The 16405-nt window shown below is 49.8% G+C and carries 16 protein-coding genes; 7 read left to right on the top strand and 9 right to left on the bottom strand.

What is annotated here, in order from left to right:
- Positions 1 to 15 precede the first annotated feature (15 nt).
- Positions 16 to 579 carry a DUF2937 family protein gene (locus tag CWE21_RS01235; protein WP_126832389.1) on the top strand — a complete coding sequence of 188 codons (564 nt, stop codon included), beginning with the start codon at positions 16 to 18 and terminating at the stop codon, positions 577 to 579.
- Here the strand turns inward: CWE21_RS01235 and CWE21_RS01230 are convergent.
- The 5 genes from CWE21_RS01230 to CWE21_RS01210 all read right to left on the bottom strand — a co-directional run bounded on the left by CWE21_RS01230 (position 554) and on the right by CWE21_RS01210 (position 4931).
- A complete protein-coding gene (locus tag CWE21_RS01230) occupies positions 554 to 904 on the bottom strand; it encodes a hypothetical protein (protein ID WP_126832388.1) in 351 nt (116 codons plus the stop codon). The two genes, CWE21_RS01235 and CWE21_RS01230, sit on opposite strands and share 26 nt — an antisense overlap.
- A gap of 48 nt (positions 905 to 952) precedes the next feature.
- Positions 953 to 1510, bottom strand: a complete 558-nt coding sequence (locus tag CWE21_RS01225) for a YgjV family protein (protein WP_126832386.1) — start codon at positions 1508 to 1510, stop codon at positions 953 to 955.
- Between the two features lie 104 nt (positions 1511 to 1614).
- Positions 1615 to 3279, bottom strand: a complete 1665-nt coding sequence (locus CWE21_RS01220) for a M28 family metallopeptidase (RefSeq protein WP_126832384.1) — start codon at positions 3277 to 3279, stop codon at positions 1615 to 1617.
- A complete protein-coding gene (locus tag CWE21_RS01215) occupies positions 3276 to 3803 on the bottom strand; it encodes a DUF192 domain-containing protein (protein ID WP_126832382.1) in 528 nt (175 codons plus the stop codon). The genes CWE21_RS01220 and CWE21_RS01215 overlap by 4 nt, the downstream gene beginning before the upstream one ends.
- A 153-nt stretch (positions 3804 to 3956) precedes the next feature.
- Positions 3957 to 4931, bottom strand: a complete 975-nt coding sequence (locus CWE21_RS01210) for a DUF4382 domain-containing protein (protein WP_126832380.1) — start codon at positions 4929 to 4931, stop codon at positions 3957 to 3959.
- Between the two features lie 313 nt (positions 4932 to 5244).
- Here CWE21_RS01210 and CWE21_RS01205 point away from each other — a divergent pair, with 313 nt between their 5' ends.
- Together CWE21_RS01205 and CWE21_RS01200 are read left to right on the top strand one after the other, a co-directional pair.
- The gene (locus CWE21_RS01205) at positions 5245 to 6165 is read left to right on the top strand and encodes a gluconeogenesis factor YvcK family protein (RefSeq protein ID WP_198675038.1); all 921 of its coding nucleotides are present in this window, start codon (positions 5245 to 5247) and stop codon (positions 6163 to 6165) included.
- A 13-nt stretch (positions 6166 to 6178) separates the two neighbouring features.
- Positions 6179 to 8863 (top strand): M14 family metallopeptidase, encoded by a 2685-nt coding sequence (locus tag CWE21_RS01200; protein WP_126832378.1) that lies wholly within the window; start codon positions 6179 to 6181, stop codon positions 8861 to 8863.
- Here the strand turns inward: CWE21_RS01200 and dcd are convergent.
- Together dcd and apbC are read right to left on the bottom strand one after the other, a co-directional pair.
- The gene (dcd, locus tag CWE21_RS01195) at positions 8860 to 9450 is read right to left on the bottom strand and encodes a dCTP deaminase (protein ID WP_126832376.1); all 591 of its coding nucleotides are present in this window, start codon (positions 9448 to 9450) and stop codon (positions 8860 to 8862) included. The genes CWE21_RS01200 and dcd overlap by 4 nt on opposite strands.
- Positions 9441 to 10502 carry an iron-sulfur cluster carrier protein ApbC gene (gene apbC / locus CWE21_RS01190; RefSeq protein ID WP_126832374.1) on the bottom strand — a complete coding sequence of 354 codons (1062 nt, stop codon included), beginning with the start codon at positions 10500 to 10502 and terminating at the stop codon, positions 9441 to 9443. The genes dcd and apbC overlap by 10 nt, the downstream gene beginning before the upstream one ends.
- Positions 10503 to 10629: 127 nt before the next feature.
- Between apbC and metG the strand changes: the two genes are divergently transcribed.
- The 4 genes from metG to CWE21_RS01170 are packed head-to-tail and all read left to right on the top strand — an operon-like array spanning position 10630 to position 15149.
- Positions 10630 to 12672: a methionine--tRNA ligase gene (metG, locus tag CWE21_RS01185; RefSeq protein ID WP_126832372.1), complete on the top strand. Its 2043-nt coding sequence runs from the start codon at positions 10630 to 10632 to the stop codon at positions 12670 to 12672.
- Positions 12673 to 12689: 17 nt separating this feature from the next.
- Complete coding sequence (locus tag CWE21_RS01180) at positions 12690 to 13880, top strand: class I SAM-dependent rRNA methyltransferase (RefSeq protein WP_126832370.1); 1191 nt, start codon at positions 12690 to 12692, stop codon at positions 13878 to 13880.
- 46 nt (positions 13881 to 13926) lie between these two features.
- The gene (locus CWE21_RS01175) at positions 13927 to 14301 is read left to right on the top strand and encodes a histidine triad nucleotide-binding protein (protein WP_126832368.1); all 375 of its coding nucleotides are present in this window, start codon (positions 13927 to 13929) and stop codon (positions 14299 to 14301) included.
- An 11-nt stretch (positions 14302 to 14312) separates the two neighbouring features.
- The gene (locus tag CWE21_RS01170) at positions 14313 to 15149 is read left to right on the top strand and encodes a sterol desaturase family protein (protein WP_126832366.1); all 837 of its coding nucleotides are present in this window, start codon (positions 14313 to 14315) and stop codon (positions 15147 to 15149) included.
- Here the strand turns inward: CWE21_RS01170 and CWE21_RS01165 are convergent.
- The gene (locus tag CWE21_RS01165) at positions 15067 to 15717 is read right to left on the bottom strand and encodes a CDP-alcohol phosphatidyltransferase family protein (RefSeq protein WP_126832364.1); all 651 of its coding nucleotides are present in this window, start codon (positions 15715 to 15717) and stop codon (positions 15067 to 15069) included. The two genes, CWE21_RS01170 and CWE21_RS01165, sit on opposite strands and share 83 nt — an antisense overlap.
- Positions 15714 to 16403, bottom strand: coding sequence for an ATP-binding cassette domain-containing protein (locus CWE21_RS01160; RefSeq protein WP_126832362.1), 690 nt, complete (start codon positions 16401 to 16403; stop codon positions 15714 to 15716). Before CWE21_RS01160 ends, CWE21_RS01165 begins: the two co-directional genes overlap by 4 nt.
- Positions 16404 to 16405 lie beyond the last annotated feature (2 nt).

Genomic DNA, 16405 nt, shown 5'->3' with positions numbered 1-16405 from the left:
TGGTACCACAGCATCATGCTAAGGTTACCTCGAGCCATTGAGGTAACCTTAGTCATGATTTACCGCTACTTTATACTACTGATTGCCACTACCGCCCTACTTGTCGGCATTCAAGCTCCAAATCTCCTGACCCAATATCAGCAACGTCTTGCAGCACAATACGCTGAAGCCATGGTCTACTATCGAGATTATCAAGCACTTGCTGACCGCCACTACCAAGGCGATCTACAACGCCTCATCGAGGCACATCGGCAGAGTAACGAACCAGCATTTCAGGAAGAGGCTGCCATTATTGAAAAACTCGTTACCCGCGTGGCTTTATTTGAACAGCAGCTCCAACTGCACCAACAAAGCTATCCAGCACAGTTGTGGGCGCTCGCCTGGCAAAATAATGAGGAATTACTACAAGGTACGCTTACGGAGTACAGCTTTAATGTGCCACTTAACCAACGGGCGTTGGCTACCGGTGCCTTGTTTGCACTGGCCGTAGCTGTTTTGATTGATTTGCTATGGGCAGCGAGTAAACGTCTATTCACTCGCCGCCGCACCTTCACTAACGTGAGCGGTCGTCGTCCTTAACGGTATATTCGCCGTCAATAACGGAGTTATCATTACGGTCTTGCGCTTGTTGCCGCTGCTGCTGATAACGCTGTTGCGCATCGCGTTGCGCTTGTTGGGCGGCTTTCTTGAATTGCCACATTTGCTTCAGCTCACGGCGTTTACGCCACATAACGGGTAGCAAAAGAATCCAGCCGACCAGTAAAAACAACAGGCCCAACCCTAAAGCCAATAGTAAGAAGAAACCAAAAACCAACCAGCTGAACAGCACGACAAGCGGATTCGCGCTGGGTTGTGGTTTCATTTTTTCTTGCCATTGGCGAATGTAAATAAGCATAGGTCTCATATCTTCTACTTCGGAACTTAATCTTACTATTGTGGCGAATAGTGCAAATTACAAGCGTTGTGGGCGTCTATCCTGTAACAATTTAAGAATAATGCTAGATAAATTCACGATGTTGAATACCGTGCCTGAAACACTTCCAACGATGATCGCATAAGCAAGCCCGAGTAATTCGGCTAAGATAAACCAGCGGCGAATCAAGCTTGGGTCATTCAGTTTTATCGAGCCTACGGTAAAAATAATCGACGATGCGTAGGCAATCCAAATCGACCAGTGACTGGGCTGATCTGAGAACTCAATGTGAAAGCCGTCGCTGAAGTGGAGTGCCGTGATCGGAAATTGCCATTCGATAAAGAGGAAAACTACATGGATCGCCACGAAACTCCACAATACGATGGCGCCCTGCCAGCGCAAGGCAATGAAGTTACGTAATACCGCAATACCGGTAACAATCCCGCCGGCAATGGCGTCGAGCATAAAGAAATGTATCGACAAGGCACCAAGGGCCACGGCCGAAACGATGCGGTAACGGTCTGCCGTGGGCTGACGATAAGCAATAAAATTCGTGATTAACGCAATGACGCCAAAAATCTCTGCCGTATAACTCAAAACATTGGTTCCTTAAGGTCTTCCTTCACCAACTTGCTTGGTGACCATAAAAAACGGCGGCAACTGCTTTAAGTCGCCGCCGTACTTCACCTAGAGCTAATAGTTTACTGGCGTTCGCTCGCAGTTTCATCCCGAATTGCGCGGAACTCATTTCCAGCATACCAATTCGGCCAAGCGTCGGAGTTAGCTAACTCATCACCAATCCAGTAATACAGCCACAGGTCTTGCTGAATACCACGCAGATCCCACTCCGGATCATACTCGTCGGCCGGCTTGTGGTAAGCAATTTGCACGTATTCGGCACGTTTTTCTTTACCGTAAGCTTCACCATGCTCAACATGATCGTTACCACCTTTTGCGTACAGCATCGGCACGCCTTTCTTCGCTAGATTGAAATGATCTGAGCGGTAGAATGAACCTGCTTCAGGTGTTGGTTCAGGTGCTACGTAACGATCCTGCTGTTCAACATACTTAGCCAAGTACTCTTCAAGCTCTGAATTACCATGGCCAACGACCACCATGTCACGCATCGGTCCATAAACGTTCAGAACATCCATGTTAACTCCAGCTACAGCTTTACCAAGCGGCAACATCGGGTTGTTCGCGTACCATTGAGAGCCTAACAGACCACGTTCTTCAGCCGTAACTAAGATGAAAAGCACTGAACGGTTCGGCTGTGGCTGGCTTGCAAAGAATTCCGCAATCGCCATAACCCCTGCAGTACCAGAAGCGTTATCTTGCGCTCCATTGTAAATCTGGTCATCGCTGGCAATCGGATTCATACCCATATGATCCCAATGTGCCATGTAGATAACATGCTCTTCTGGATTGGTTTTACCCTCGATATAACCAATCAAATTTGGCGAATCAAGGTATTCAAAGTCTGTTTGCACGCTAACCGACATCGCTGTTTCTAACGGCACAGGTGCAAAGTCTGCTTGTTGCGCACGCTCACGCATTTCCGCGTAAGATGAGCCAACACGCGCAAAGAGCTTGTCCGCGGCTTCGGTGGTGATCCAACCTTCAATTTCGGTGCGATCCATATTTTTATTTTCGCGCGCCAAATCAAAGCGTACCGGAGAACCACCGGCAATCACGCCCCAGCCATACCCTGCTGGTCCGGTTTCATGAACAACGATGATACCGGCTGCGCCCTGACGCGAAGCTTCTTCAAATTTATAGGTCCAGCGGCCATAGTAGGTCATTGCTTTACCATTGAAGACTTCAGGATCGCCTGAGTCATAGCCTGGATCATTTACCAGTACCACCACGGTTTTGCCTTCGACATCGAGTCCTTCGTAGTCATTCCAGCCATATTCTGGTGCGACGATACCGTAGCCCGCAAAAACCATCTCGCTATCCGCTAACTCGACGCTTTCTTGCACGCGCGGTGACCAAGCCATCATGTCTTGTTTGTAAGCGAACTCACCCAGGTCATTATTTGAGAAGGTCATGTTAGAAACGCTATAAGGCGTCATTTTGACTAACGGGACTTGCTGCTGATAATTGTTTTCTTCTTGGTTGTATGGCTTGAGCCCCCAACTGCGGAATTTCTCCTCAACAAAAGCCACGGTCAATTGCTCGCCTTTACTGGCCGGTGCCCTGCCCTCAAATTCGTCAGAACTTAGCGTGGCAAGATAGTCACGGTAGTTTTCATTGAAACTATAAGGATCAACATCCACCTGCGGTGACGTTGTAGATTCAGGTTCACTGGCAGGACTGCACGCAATCACGAGCATGCTCGCAGCCAGTACCGAAAGCTTCTTCATCGGTTACTCTCCTGTTGTTGGCATTGTTGTAGTTGGGTTCCGACTTTAATGTCATGGGTAGCAAAATATCCAGCACTCATTTCCAGCGCCGACCAGTAATTTGCATCAGGTCGATACGAGGGACAATTGCGTGGATTCTTACTGGTACAGGGTTGCATTGTGAAGGTTTTCACAACACGTAAGTCTTTATCGAGATAAGCAATATCCAGTGGGATAAGAGTGTTGTGCATCCAAAAGCCAGAATAGCCGGGGCGTTCGGTTGGGTACACAAACCACATTCCTTGATCTTGCGCAAGCTGCTCGCGATGCATTAGACCGCGGGCGCGCTTGCCAAAAGTGTCGGCTATTTCGACCTGCATCATCGGTTGCTTGTGTTCGGCAACACAGAGTTGTGTAACTTCATAGCTGCAGGTCTGTTTGGCGTCAGTGCCGCACTCATCTTGCGCATGTTGCGCGTAAACTTGAGTACTTAAACCTGAAAAAACCAGCGCAACTGTGGTTAACAGAGTTGATTTCAGTTTCATACTGCATCGCTTGATTAAAATAGAATGAGGCTAAGTATGGCCTGAATAGCAGGGAAAAAAAAGCCATTGCCGCAGAAAACCAAAAAAGCCCCTTGCGGGGCTTTTAATTGGAGAACAAAGTGATAAACATGCACTAACTTAGTGTCAGCGTGTTTATCCAGAGATGTCTACAGCCGTCACTGCACCATCCCCATCAACGCTAACATTTACAACTCCATTAAATGTTAGGTCATCGTCTGCCTCAGGATCGTCATCCGTCTGGCAGCTCCACGCAGCGGAGTAATCAGCTGCCGCTACGTAACCGACAGAAAAGGTGTAGGCAGAAACGCCATCAAAGTACACCGCTGCAACGGCATACGGTTGATGGGTCTCTGCCCCACCCACATCTGCCAGGGTGGTGAGCTCTAAGTCAGTTCCTTCATAGAGATACACCACAGCCACTGGCTCAGACACGTCGCTTGGTGCGACCGTGCATGAATTATTAATTAACAGCTCTTCAGCAAGCGTCCCTTCGATATGGCCAATTTCAAGGTTATTCACCAAACGCACTCCACGTGGCTTAAGGAAATAACCAGCGATACCTACTGGGTCAACCATCGCCTGACGCAAATCAAATTCAACGGTATATGAAGCATTACCGTTGATATCAAGCGTTAAGCTGTCAAATTTAAGCTCATTGGAAGGTACCTGCAGTGGCAGTTGCTCGTCGCCAACCTGCACGTAAGAACCTTCACTCATAACGAGACGTAACTGACCATAGCTACCTGGCTCAACTTCGATTCCCTCGATTAAATTTGCTGAATCCGAACCGGTGTAGCTCAGCAAGTCCACCCCGAAGGTGTTGGGAATCGTGTCGCCGTTCTCGTCTTTACAAATGTCGTTGCTAGCAACGGTATTTTCAGTATCACCAACGGTGAACGTTTGTGTACCTTGTCCATTGCCCACTAGTTCCACAGCATTAAAGCATGCAACTACAGCATCCGCGTTATCGACCGGTGCATCACTTACACCTAGCGTAAAACGTGCCATTTGTGCTTCATCGTTACTGTCAGACGAACCGCCACAAGCAGTTAAACTGACAGCAACACTCGTAACAATTACACTACGAACTAGACATTTAGTTAACATGATTGTATACCTCATGTAATATGTGATGAATATTATATGAACCTACTAGGTAAATGCAATGGGGGTAACCCCCTTTACACGGCATTTACAGTGCAAATAAGTTCGTTTGCTTATTTATTAACCAAAACAATGGCTATATACCCTTAAGGTTAGTCGGTTGATGTATGCGCTGACTTTGCTTTTGCACAGAACTTACAAAATTCTAGGCTCCGCTCTCGGATAAGTAGTGTTTAGAATTGCGAAATAGCGCTTGCGCGCATAAAGTAGTGAGGAATTTACAATGTTCAACCGTGAACGCTTAGGAATAGCGCGAATGCCAACTTCTAAAAATCAGCACACTGGAACGCCATTAGATAGCATGAAACGAGTGACTGCCATTGGTGGCGGTCACGGCTTAGGTCGTGTGCTTGCCAGTTTGCGGTTTCTCGAACGACGTTTGGTTGGTATTGTCGCCACCACGGATAACGGCGGTGCGAGTGGCTTGTTGCGTCGTTCGCATCAAACCATTGCCTGGGGTGATATCCGCAATTGCTTGTCACAGCTGGTGGATCAACCACTGGCTGCCGATGTACTTAATTACCGTTTCAACGATGACCCGCAGCTTGCCGGGCATAACTTTGGTAACCTCCTCCTCCATACGTTGAATCAAGTTAGTGCACGTCCGCTCGATGGTATTCAGTTGTTGAGTCGACTATTGAACGTGAATACGCGCTTGCTCCCGATGTCCGAGTCACCGGTTGATTTGGTCGCCGATACCCATGAAGGATTCGAATGTTTTGGTGAGCTTTTGGTTGATCAATTGCATCATATGCCAAGTGATCTGCGGCTTTCTACAGCCGCTACGGCAACACCAGAAGCCATACAGCACCTACGCCGTAGTGAGTTAATTATTATTGGTCCAGGCAGCTTCCTAACCTCGATCATGCCGCCGCTACTCGTCGAGGGGATCGTGGAAGCTATCGAAAGCAGTCCTGCGCCAGTTATTTTTATTGATAATCTGTTACCCGAACACAGTCCTGCAGGGATTTTGCCGTTAAGTGAAAGGCTGCGATGGTTGGAGCAGCGGCTGGAGCGGCAAATGATTGATTTTGTGATCACCAACCATGCTGACACGCATCTCGACTTGCCACACATTAATAGTGTTCATGCGGATAGCACTGCGCCGCAACGACACGACCAAGCAAGTCTGCGCCAGGCATTGAATCGCGCCATTACACTACTAACAACAGCATAAAAGGCTCTTAATCATGAAGTTGAAACATTTATCTGCTGCGCTACTCCTGTGCTTAAGCACACCGCTCGCTGCAGCAACCCCCGTGAATGTTGATTCAGCAAATGAAACGCTTGGCTTAGACGTCAATTATGAAAATGCCAAAGTCGACTTAAACACCCTTCTGGGCTATCCGGTAGGCAGCAAAATTTCCAGCCCTGCGGCTATCTATCAAGCATTCTCAGAACTTGAACAAGCCTACCCGCAGCAAGTGGAAGTTATCCATTACGGGGAAACTTGGGAAGGTCGCCCGCTCTATTATGTCGTGATTAGCAGCGCCGAGAATACCAGCGAACTCGCCGACTACCGTGCTGGGATGGCCGCTCTCGCTAACCCTCAAAACATTAAAGAAAGCGATGCAAAAGAACTCATCGCTGAACTTCCAAGTAGTATTTGGTTGTCTTATGGTGTCCACGGTAACGAAATTTCATCACCTGAGGCGGCCTTACTGACGGCGTGGCACCTTTTGGCTGCCGGCGATGCCGACACCCAACAATGGCTCGACAACACTATGGTGTTCATCGACCCAGTGCAAAACCCTGACGGTCGCGCACGTTTTGTCAGCCGCTACTACATGACGGCCGGGCTTGAACATAGCAGTGATCGTATTTCTGCGGAACATAATGAACCTTGGCCGAGCGGACGCAGCAACCATTACCTATTTGACCTTAACCGTGACTGGCTCGCACTTACCCAACCTGAAGTTGCCGGACAGGTCGATGCCCTCCTCGATACCTACCCACTGATTTTTGTTGATTTACATGAGATGGGCGGTGATCAAAGTTACTATTTCACGCCGGAAGCCCGGCCTTACAACCCACTCATTGCCAAAAGCCAACGTGAGTCACTCTGGCTCATTGGCGAAAACAATGGGCGCTGGTTTGACGCGCAGGGTTATGATTATTTTACCCGCGAAATCTTTGATGCCTTCTACCCAGGTTATGGCGCAAGCTGGCCGCTGTACCACGGTACTTTAGCTATGACCTATGAGATGGCGTCAGCACGTGGACACAATTTCCGCACGAAAGATGGTGACATCCTCACCTATGCCGACGGGGTGCAGCGCCATTTCGTTGCTTCTTTGGCGACCATTGAAACGGCGAGTCGCGAACGCGAGCGGTTATTAAAGAACTTCTGGAACTACCGGAAGCAAGCCATCGCCGACGGTCGCGAAAGTGACGAACGCTATATTTATATCAATGCAGCAGAAGACAAAGCGGGTGCACAGCGCCTTGCCGGCCTCCTCACGCAACATGGCGTTGCTGTGCAACAGAGCAATGCAGCTTTCTCTGCTTGTGGGAGTGATTTTGCAGCGGGTAGTTTGGTGATTGATAGCGCACAACCCGCGCACTACATGATCCGCACCTTACTTGATGATCAGGTTGATATGGCGCAAGACTTCCTCGACGAGCAAGAACGCTTGCGCGCGAATAACTTGCCGGACCAAATTTACGATGTCACGGCTTGGTCGTTACCGCTGATGTTTAATCTTGAGCAGCAGCGTTGCCAACGTGCCCCGCGGGTCGACCTGCAAACGGCGAGTAAAGCGACCGTTGTGCCTGGCAAAGTGACAAACGCAGATGCCAAAGTTGCATTTTTATCGGCGTGGGGCGATATGAATGGCGCACGTTTACTCACTGCAGCTTTACGCGAAGGGCTGAGCGTGAAACAAAGCGACCTCGCTTTTACCCTTAAATCAGGTCAGCGCTACCCTGCCGGTTCACTGATCTTTACCGTCGCCGACAATGATGCTGACTTAGTAGATCGCCTCACTCAGCTTGCGCAACAATCAGGCGCAACCATCAATGGGATTGACTCGAGTTGGATCGTTGACGGTCCGAATTTTGGCTCTAACAACGTGCAGCAAATGCCTGCGCCAAATATCGCTATGGCTTGGGATGAACCTTTTAGTAGCTTAAACGCTGGTCACACGCGCTTTGTTATTGAGCGTCAATTAGGCTACCCCGTGACCGCTATTCGCGCAGACCAATTACGCCGTGCCGATTTAAGCCATTACCAGGTACTTATCCTACCCACCAGCTACGGCAATTTAGCTGGGGCTTTCGGTGAAGACGGGGCCAATAACCTGAAGCACTGGGTTGAACGCGGTGGCGTGTTAATCACGATGGGCACCAGTTCGGCGTGGGCAGTACAAAACGAACTGCTAGCCAGTGCCCTCGAGAGTGCTGCGAAAGACACACAAGTGAACGTGCACAAGGAGGCGAAAGTCGAAGGTTTACTATTGGAGTCGACCGCTCACTTGCATGACTATGTCAATGGCGCAACGACTGACCCCTACTGGACCTCTGGGGTTATCACTAAGCTTAACGTTGACCAAGAGCACTGGTTAACGGCGGGCGTGCCGGAGAACGTCAATAGCATCACCGTTGGCAATCAAATTTTCCGGCCTTTGACCATCACCAATGGCCGTAATCTGCTGACTTATGCAGCTGCTGATGAGGTCTTAGCAAGTGGTTATTTATGGGCAGAGAACAAGCAACAGTTAGCGCATAAGCCCTACTTGATGTGGCAGCCGCGTGGCCGTGGGATGGTGATTAGCTTCGCTCAAGAGCCAACTTATCGAGCTTATCTCGACGGCTTAAATATCGTTCTCAGCAATGCCATTTTTGCGGGCGCATCACACGCCCGCCCACTGCGCTAGTCTTTATCGTCGGCGCTGATGCGTGAAGCAACAGCGCCGCGTTGGTCCTTATACTTCGCATCCTTACGTTTGCTGTAGGGATGCTCACAAGGCTCGTCGAGCAATTCAAAGCTCAACGCACCAATCTTCATATTTGGCCGCAGTGCCAACGGTAATTTGCCGCTATTAAAAAACTCTAAAACAATCTGTCCTGACCAACCCGGATCAATCCGGTGCGCTGTCACGTGCACCATTAGACCCAAACGAGCCAGCGACGAACGCCCATCAAGCCACCCCACCATATCTGCAGGTAACGTCACGCTCTCATGTGTTACTGCCAAGGCGAATTCGCCCGGATGAATAAAAAACGCTTGCTCTGGCTGCAGGACAATCGGTTCGCTCATGATTTGGTTTATGGCACTTTCGATCGCTTCGCGCGGACCACTAATGTCGATATAGGGGGCGGCATGATCTTCAAGCACGCGAAATTCATTGCCCAAATGGATATCAACGGTCACACCACTGATGTCTTCCGCCTTCGGCCGTGGTTCAATGCCGATGCGTTGCGCATCTAAATAGCTCACAATCTGTCGATCGGTTAAGCGCATTTTGCTTTCTCCTGCAAATAAAGCTGTCCTGCTATCGCTGCGGCCATCGCGCGAAGCGGCTGGTTAAGTTCATGATCTGGGTCGCTAGCAAGTAACGGAGCCCCGGCATCCAAAGCTTCGCGCACAGCGCTTGCAAGTGGTAATTGGGCTAAGAGCGGAACGTCGTAATCGTGCGCTACACGCTCGCCACCTGCACGACCAAAAATAGCTTCTTCAAAACCACAGTTTGGACAATGGTAGAAACTCATATTTTCAACTAAGCCGGTCAGCGGAATCCCCACCTTACGAAACATCGCAATGCCTTTTTCAGCATCAGCTAGGGCAACGTTTTGTGGCGTCGTTACCACCACAGCGCCGGTGACGGGCATCTTCTGTGCCAAGGTTAGTTGGATATCGCCAGTGCCTGGTGGCATATCAATGACTAAATAGTCAAGCCGTGGCCATTGGCTATCGCGAAACAATTGCTGCAATGCTGCGCTCGCCATCGGGCCGCGCCATATTGCTGCTTCTTTGGCATCTGCTAAATACCCCATCGAGCTGACATGAACGCCGTGGCGTAGATGAGGGATAAGCTTATTTTGGGGCGACATGTCTTGTTTTTCGTCCCCGCCCCCAAGCATTGTCGGTAACGAAGGGCCGTAGACGTCAGCATCTAATAGCCCTGTGGTCGCGCCCGTTTCTGCGAGCGCTAACGCCAACTGCACCGCCACCGAGGATTTCCCTACTCCGCCTTTGCCCGACGAAACGACAATTACATTGCCGTAAATTAAAGGCAATTCTGGCTGTGAGTTCGACAACTTCTCAATACGACAGTTGATTTTGAATCGCATGCCAGCGAAACAAGCTAAGCTTCCTAGCTCGCTTAACAAGGATGAATGCGCGGCGAAGGGCAAATTCAAGGTGATGGTATCGTCATCTTTTTGCCACCACTCCTGCGGTACCGGCTGTTGCCAGCTTGGCAATCGGAACGCTTGTAAAGCGGCGGCTTGTTGCTCGGTAAAGGGGCCATCAGCAGGCGCTGGCTTCCGCGACCCTGATTTTTTCCAGAACATAACTTCTCCAAACACGCTATTTATGCCGTCCTATGGCCGCATGATACGGTGACTGTTGGTGGAATGCCAGCACTGTTTCAGGTACACTTTTACTACTTTCAAATGGGTAGTTAGACGGATAATTTCGATGACAAGAACACCGCGTAAGATTTTGGTTACTAATGCGCTTCCTTATGCCAATGGCCCAATCCATATCGGCCACATGCTCGGCTATATTCAAGCGGATATTTGGGTTCGCTTTCAAAAAATGCGCGGCCATGAGTGCCATTACGTATGTGCCGACGACGCACACGGCACACCGATCATGTTGAAGGCACAGCAGCTAGGCATCGAGCCTGAGCAAATGATCGCTGACATGAATCGTGCGCATCAGGCCGACTTTAGCGATTTCAATGTCGCGTTCGATCATTACTACTCAACGCATAGCCCGGAAAACCGTGAGCTAGCCGAGCTGATTTATACTCGCCTACGTGATGCCGGTCATATCAAAACCAAAACCATTTCGCAGCTTTACGACCCAGACAAAGAAATGTTCTTACCGGATCGTTTTGTTAAAGGCGAATGCCCAAAATGCGGCGCAGCCGACCAATACGGTGATAACTGTGATGTCTGCGGTGCAACTTACGCACCTACCGAATTGAAAAACCCGACGTCAGCAGTCTCTGGTGCGACTCCTGAATTGCGTGATTCAGAACACTACTTCTTTGATTTGCCGGCCTTCGAAGACATGCTGAAAGCATGGACACGCTCAGGGTCATTACAAGAAGAAATGGCAAACAAGCTAAACGAATGGTTTGAAGCTGGCCTGCAGCGTTGGGACATTAGCCGCGATGCGCCCTACTTTGGCTTTGAAATCCCTGACGCACCTGGTAAGTACTTTTATGTATGGCTCGACGCGCCAATCGGTTACATGAGTAGCTTTAAAAACTACTGCGAAACCACCGGTCATGCTGACTTTGAGAGCTATTGGCAGCCCGATAGCGACGCCGAGGTCTACCATTTTATCGGTAAAGACATTATCTATTTCCATAGCTTATTCTGGCCGGCAATGCTGCAAGGTGCAGACTTCCGCCAACCAACGAACGTATGGGCGCACGGTTTTATCACGGTGAATGGCACCAAGATGTCAAAGTCCAAGGGGACCTTTATTATGGCCCGTACCTATTTGGACCATCTTGACCCTGACTATTTGCGCTATTATTTTGCCGCAAAGCTGACCAGCCGTATCGATGATCTTGACCTCAATCTCACCGATTTTGCCCAGCGCGTGAATAGTGATCTGGTCGGTAAAGTCGTGAACATTGCGAGCCGATGTGCTGGTTTTATTCAGAAGAAATTTGACGGTAAATTAAAAGCCGAATTAAACGAAACAGCCCTGTTAGAGGAGTTCCAAGCAGCGGGTGATAGCATTGCCGAAGCTTTCGAGAAGCGCGAATTCTCGCGCGCCATGCGGGACATTATGGCGCTCGCCGATAAAGCCAATTTCTACATCGCCGAAGAAGAGCCATGGCAGCTTATTAAAGACCCAGCCAATGCCGAACGTGTGCATGAGATTTGCTCTATCGGTATCAATCTCTTCCGTCTGTTAATGATTTATCTCACCCCGGTGGTGCCCGATTTAGCACAACGCGTACAAGCCTTCTTGCAGGAAGAATTCACTTGGGAGAGCCATCGCACGTTACTGAAAAACCATGCGATTGAGCCGTTTAAAGCCCTTCTCCAACGTATTGATATGGAACACGTAAACAAAATGATTGATGCCTCGAAAGAAGCCAACGCTGCAGCACAAACGACCGCTGCACCAACGACTGCCAACGACGAGCTGAAGAAAGAGCCGATTGCTGCGGAAATTAACTTTGATGATTTCGCCAAAGTAGATCTTCGTGTAGCGCTCATCGCTAACGCAGAGCATGTCGAAGGCGCTGACAAATTATTGAAACTGACTCTCGATCTTGGTGGCGAGACACGTCAAGTGTTTGCCGGAATTAAGTCAGCTTATGATCCAGCGACACTTATTGGCCAGCACACGGTGATGGTGGCGAACTTGGCGCCGCGGAAAATGCGTTTTGGCATGTCGGAAGGCATGGTCTTAGCGGCAGGCCCAGGTGGCAAAGATATCTTTATACTTAACCCGCACGACGGCGCTTTGCCTGGCATGCGCGTAAGTTAAGTCGAGTCATTCCTCTAATGGTCGCAACGGTACATTTAAAACCACAAAAGTGTAAATCACTGCGCCGCTTACACCCTTGGGTGTTTAGCGGTGCAATTGAGAAAGTAAAAGGCGCGCCTGCACTCGGTGAGACAGTCAGTGTTCACAGCGCTGAGGGCGATTGGCTGGGCTACGGTGCATGGTCGCCACAATCGCAAATTCGCGTGCGTATCTGGAGTTTCCAGCAACAAGATACAATCGACGCGGCTTTTTTCCAGCATCGCATTCAAGCAGCCCAACACCTGCGCGAGGGACTTGCGCTAAACAGCAATGCTTATCGGGTGGTTGCTGCTGAGGCCGATGAACTACCCGGCGTCACCATCGATAAATATGATAATTGGCTGGTCTGCCAATTGCTGAGTGCCGGTGCAGAACTTTGGCGCGACAGCATCGTTGCCACCTTGCGCGCGATTTTCCCTGACTGCAATATCTATGAGCGTTCAGACGTCGACGTGCGTAGCAAAGAAGGCTTAGAACAGCGCACCGGCGTGTTATTTCAACACGATGGCGCCAACCCAAATGAGCTCATTTGGATTGCAGAAAACGGCTTGGAGCTTGGCATCGATATTGTGCAAGGTCACAAAACAGGTTATTACCTCGATCAACGTGACAGTCGCCTGGCGATACAAAAATACAGTGCCGGTAAACGCGTATTAAACGCCTTCAGTTATACCGGCGGCTTTGGTCTGTTCGCCGCTCATGCTGGCGCGACCGAGGTGGTGAATCTTGACGTTTCTGCTCCAGCACTTGCCCAAGCTGAGCAAAACCATCAACGAAACCAGCTACCAGGTGACCAGCTCACGAACTTACAGCAGGACGTGTTTCAAGCCCTACGCGACTTCCATCACCGTGGTGAACGCTTCGATACTATCGTACTTGACCCGCCCAAGTTCGTTGACAGTAAAGCGAATTTAACCAGTGCGTGTCGGGGTTACAAAGACATCAATCGCATGGCCTGTAAGTTGTTGAACCCGGGCGGTACACTGCTAACCTTCTCCTGTTCGGGTTTGCTAAGTAACGAGCTGTTCCAAAAGGTGGTGGCAGACGCAGCACTGGATGCTAAGCGGCCGTTGCATATTATTGAACGCTTATTCCAAGGCGCGGATCATCCGGTACGCACCAATTTCCCCGAATCGCTGTATTTAAAAGGGCTAGTACTCCGCGGCTGAGATGTCTACTATGGACCCAGCTAGATGTGTCGAAACGAGGTAAGTTATGAGTAACACAACGATTTTTGACAAGATTATCAACCGCGAGATCAATGCTGATATCGTTTACGAAGATGACCTTAGCCTTGCGTTTAAAGATATTAATCCGCAAGCTCCGGTCCACTTACTGATCATTCCGAAAAAGCCGATCGCGACTATCAACGACATTGAAGAAGATGATCGCGAACTGGTCGGTCACCTGTTTACGGTAGCGCGCAAAATCGCTATTCAACACGGTTTCGCCAAAGACGGTTACCGAGTGGTGATGAATTGTAATGAAGATGGCGGCCAGTCCGTCTACCATATTCACTTGCATTTGTTGGCAGGCAAAACCTTAGGTTGGCCACCGTATGCGAATCACGAACCTAAGCGCGTAGATTAAGGTCAACTGCCATGGCGGCGGAAATCTGGTGGCGGTTAGGATGCTTCGTGGGTGTGTTGGCCTTGATGCTGCTGTGGGAGCGGGCTCAACCTAAACGCCAGGCCCTGCTGCCAGCGCGGAAGCGTTGGCCAGCCAATCTTGGCATTGTGGTCATCAACACCGGCGCTTTACGCTTGCTTATCCCAGCCGGCGCGATTGGCGCTGCTGTATGGGCGCAAAGCAATAGTTTTGGCGTATTACAGCAAGTCACATGGCCTTTGTGGCTTACCGCGATAATTGGATTTCTGTTGCTAGACTGTGCGATTTACTGGCAGCACCGTCTGTTTCACCGCATTCCCCTACTCTGGCGTATCCACCGCATGCATCACGCCGACACCGACTTTGACACCACCACTGGGTTGCGCTTTCACCCCATTGAAATCGTGCTTAGCATGCTCATCAAGATCGGCGTTGTGGCTCTGTTTGGCATTGCGCCTACGACCGTGCTTATTTTCGAAATCGTTCTAAACGCTACGTCACTGTTTAATCACGGTAATGTGGCATTACCGCGGCGGTTAGAAAAGCCAATACGTGCACTTATTGTGACGCAAGAAATGCATCGAATTCACCACAGTCAGCTCCACCCCGAAACGGACAGCAACTTTAGCTTTAATTTGTCGCTTTGGGATCGGCTGTTTGGAAGCTACACAGCCGAACCGCGTAAAGGCTCCGATGGCATTGACATTGGTTTGCAAGAATACCCAGCGAGTGCTAACAGTACCAAGCTTAGCTATTTGTTGGCGATTCCTTTTCGTCAACCACAGAGGCAACACGACGCAAGGTCTGATAGCCAAGATAAAGACGCGTAAGCGCGGTAAAACCACATAGTGCGGCAAAAATACTAGCCGTATAAACAAACCACTGTGGCCATAGGCAGAACACACAAAAGGCCACTATGGTTTCAAAGCCCTCGGTTAATCCTCCCATGTAGTGCAACGATTTATTCGGATAGTCAGGGTTTTCAATACCATGTTTCCCAGCCAATACAGCGAACGCTAAAAAAGTAGCTCCGGTGCCCATGAAACTGAGCATAAGAAAACCAGCAGCGATACTGTGACCACCTGGGTCGGCCAGCAAAAAGCCTAGCGGAATGACCATATAAAAAATAAAGTCACAAACGCTATCAAGATAACCACCGGCGTCTGTTCGCTGCGTTTGTCGCGCCATAGCACCGTCAAGTCCATCACTTAAACGGTTGAGTAAGATGCAGAGTAAAGCGAGATCATAGCGCGCGAAAGCGAGTGCTGGTAATGCACAGAGCCCGATCGCGAAGCCCAACATGGTCATTTGATTGGCGGTCATACCAAGTTTCACTAAGGGTTTAGCGACTTTGTTTAGGCTCGGTTGCAGGTGCCGGTAAAGTAACGCGTCAATCATGATAATGCCTCATTTCTTTGCTCTTGCTGTGCTTGCGGCCACTGCAATCGATGGTGCGCTAACGTTAGGTCATTTTCATCATGGCTTACCACAATTGCGGCAACGCCTTGCTCACGGAGAAATTGATAGGTCCATTGGCATACCTGCTGCCGCCTTGCTTGATCCAAGCCATTAAACGGTTCATCTAACAAGATAAGTTCAGGTTTCGCCAGTACCGCTCGCAGGAGCGCGATGCGCGCGCGCTCACCGCCGCTCAATTGATGAGGCATGCGTTGTTGATAGTCAGGCAAACCAATTGATGCTAAGTTTTCGGCAATTAACTCACGCTGTTTAGAGCGTGATAACTTTTGTTGAGCCAATGCGAACATGAGGTTTTCTACAACATTGTAATGCGGAAATAGCGCTTGTTCCTGCATCACAAGACCAATGCCACTCTCTTCTATCGGCCGCTGCACCAACGAGTGGTTGGCAATTATGATGTCGCCTGTGACCTTCACATAGGGTTGTGTTACCCCAAGGAGCCAGCGCAACCAAGTCGATTTACCACAACCGCTGGGGCCCATAACGCCTAAGCTCTCACCGCGCGCCAAAGTGATGGTCGGTAAGTCAATAATGCGGCCCTCGCGCCACTTCAACTGGCACTCGCTCAGGCGCACATGCAGGTTTTGCTCAGGTTTATTCTTCATAT

The sequence above is a fragment of the Pseudidiomarina aquimaris genome (assembly GCF_003987395.1).
Classification (GTDB): Bacteria; Pseudomonadota; Gammaproteobacteria; order Enterobacterales; family Alteromonadaceae; genus Pseudidiomarina; species Pseudidiomarina aquimaris.
The sequence above is the reverse complement of the archived record's forward strand: the minus strand, read 5'-3'. Positions and strand labels throughout refer to the sequence as shown.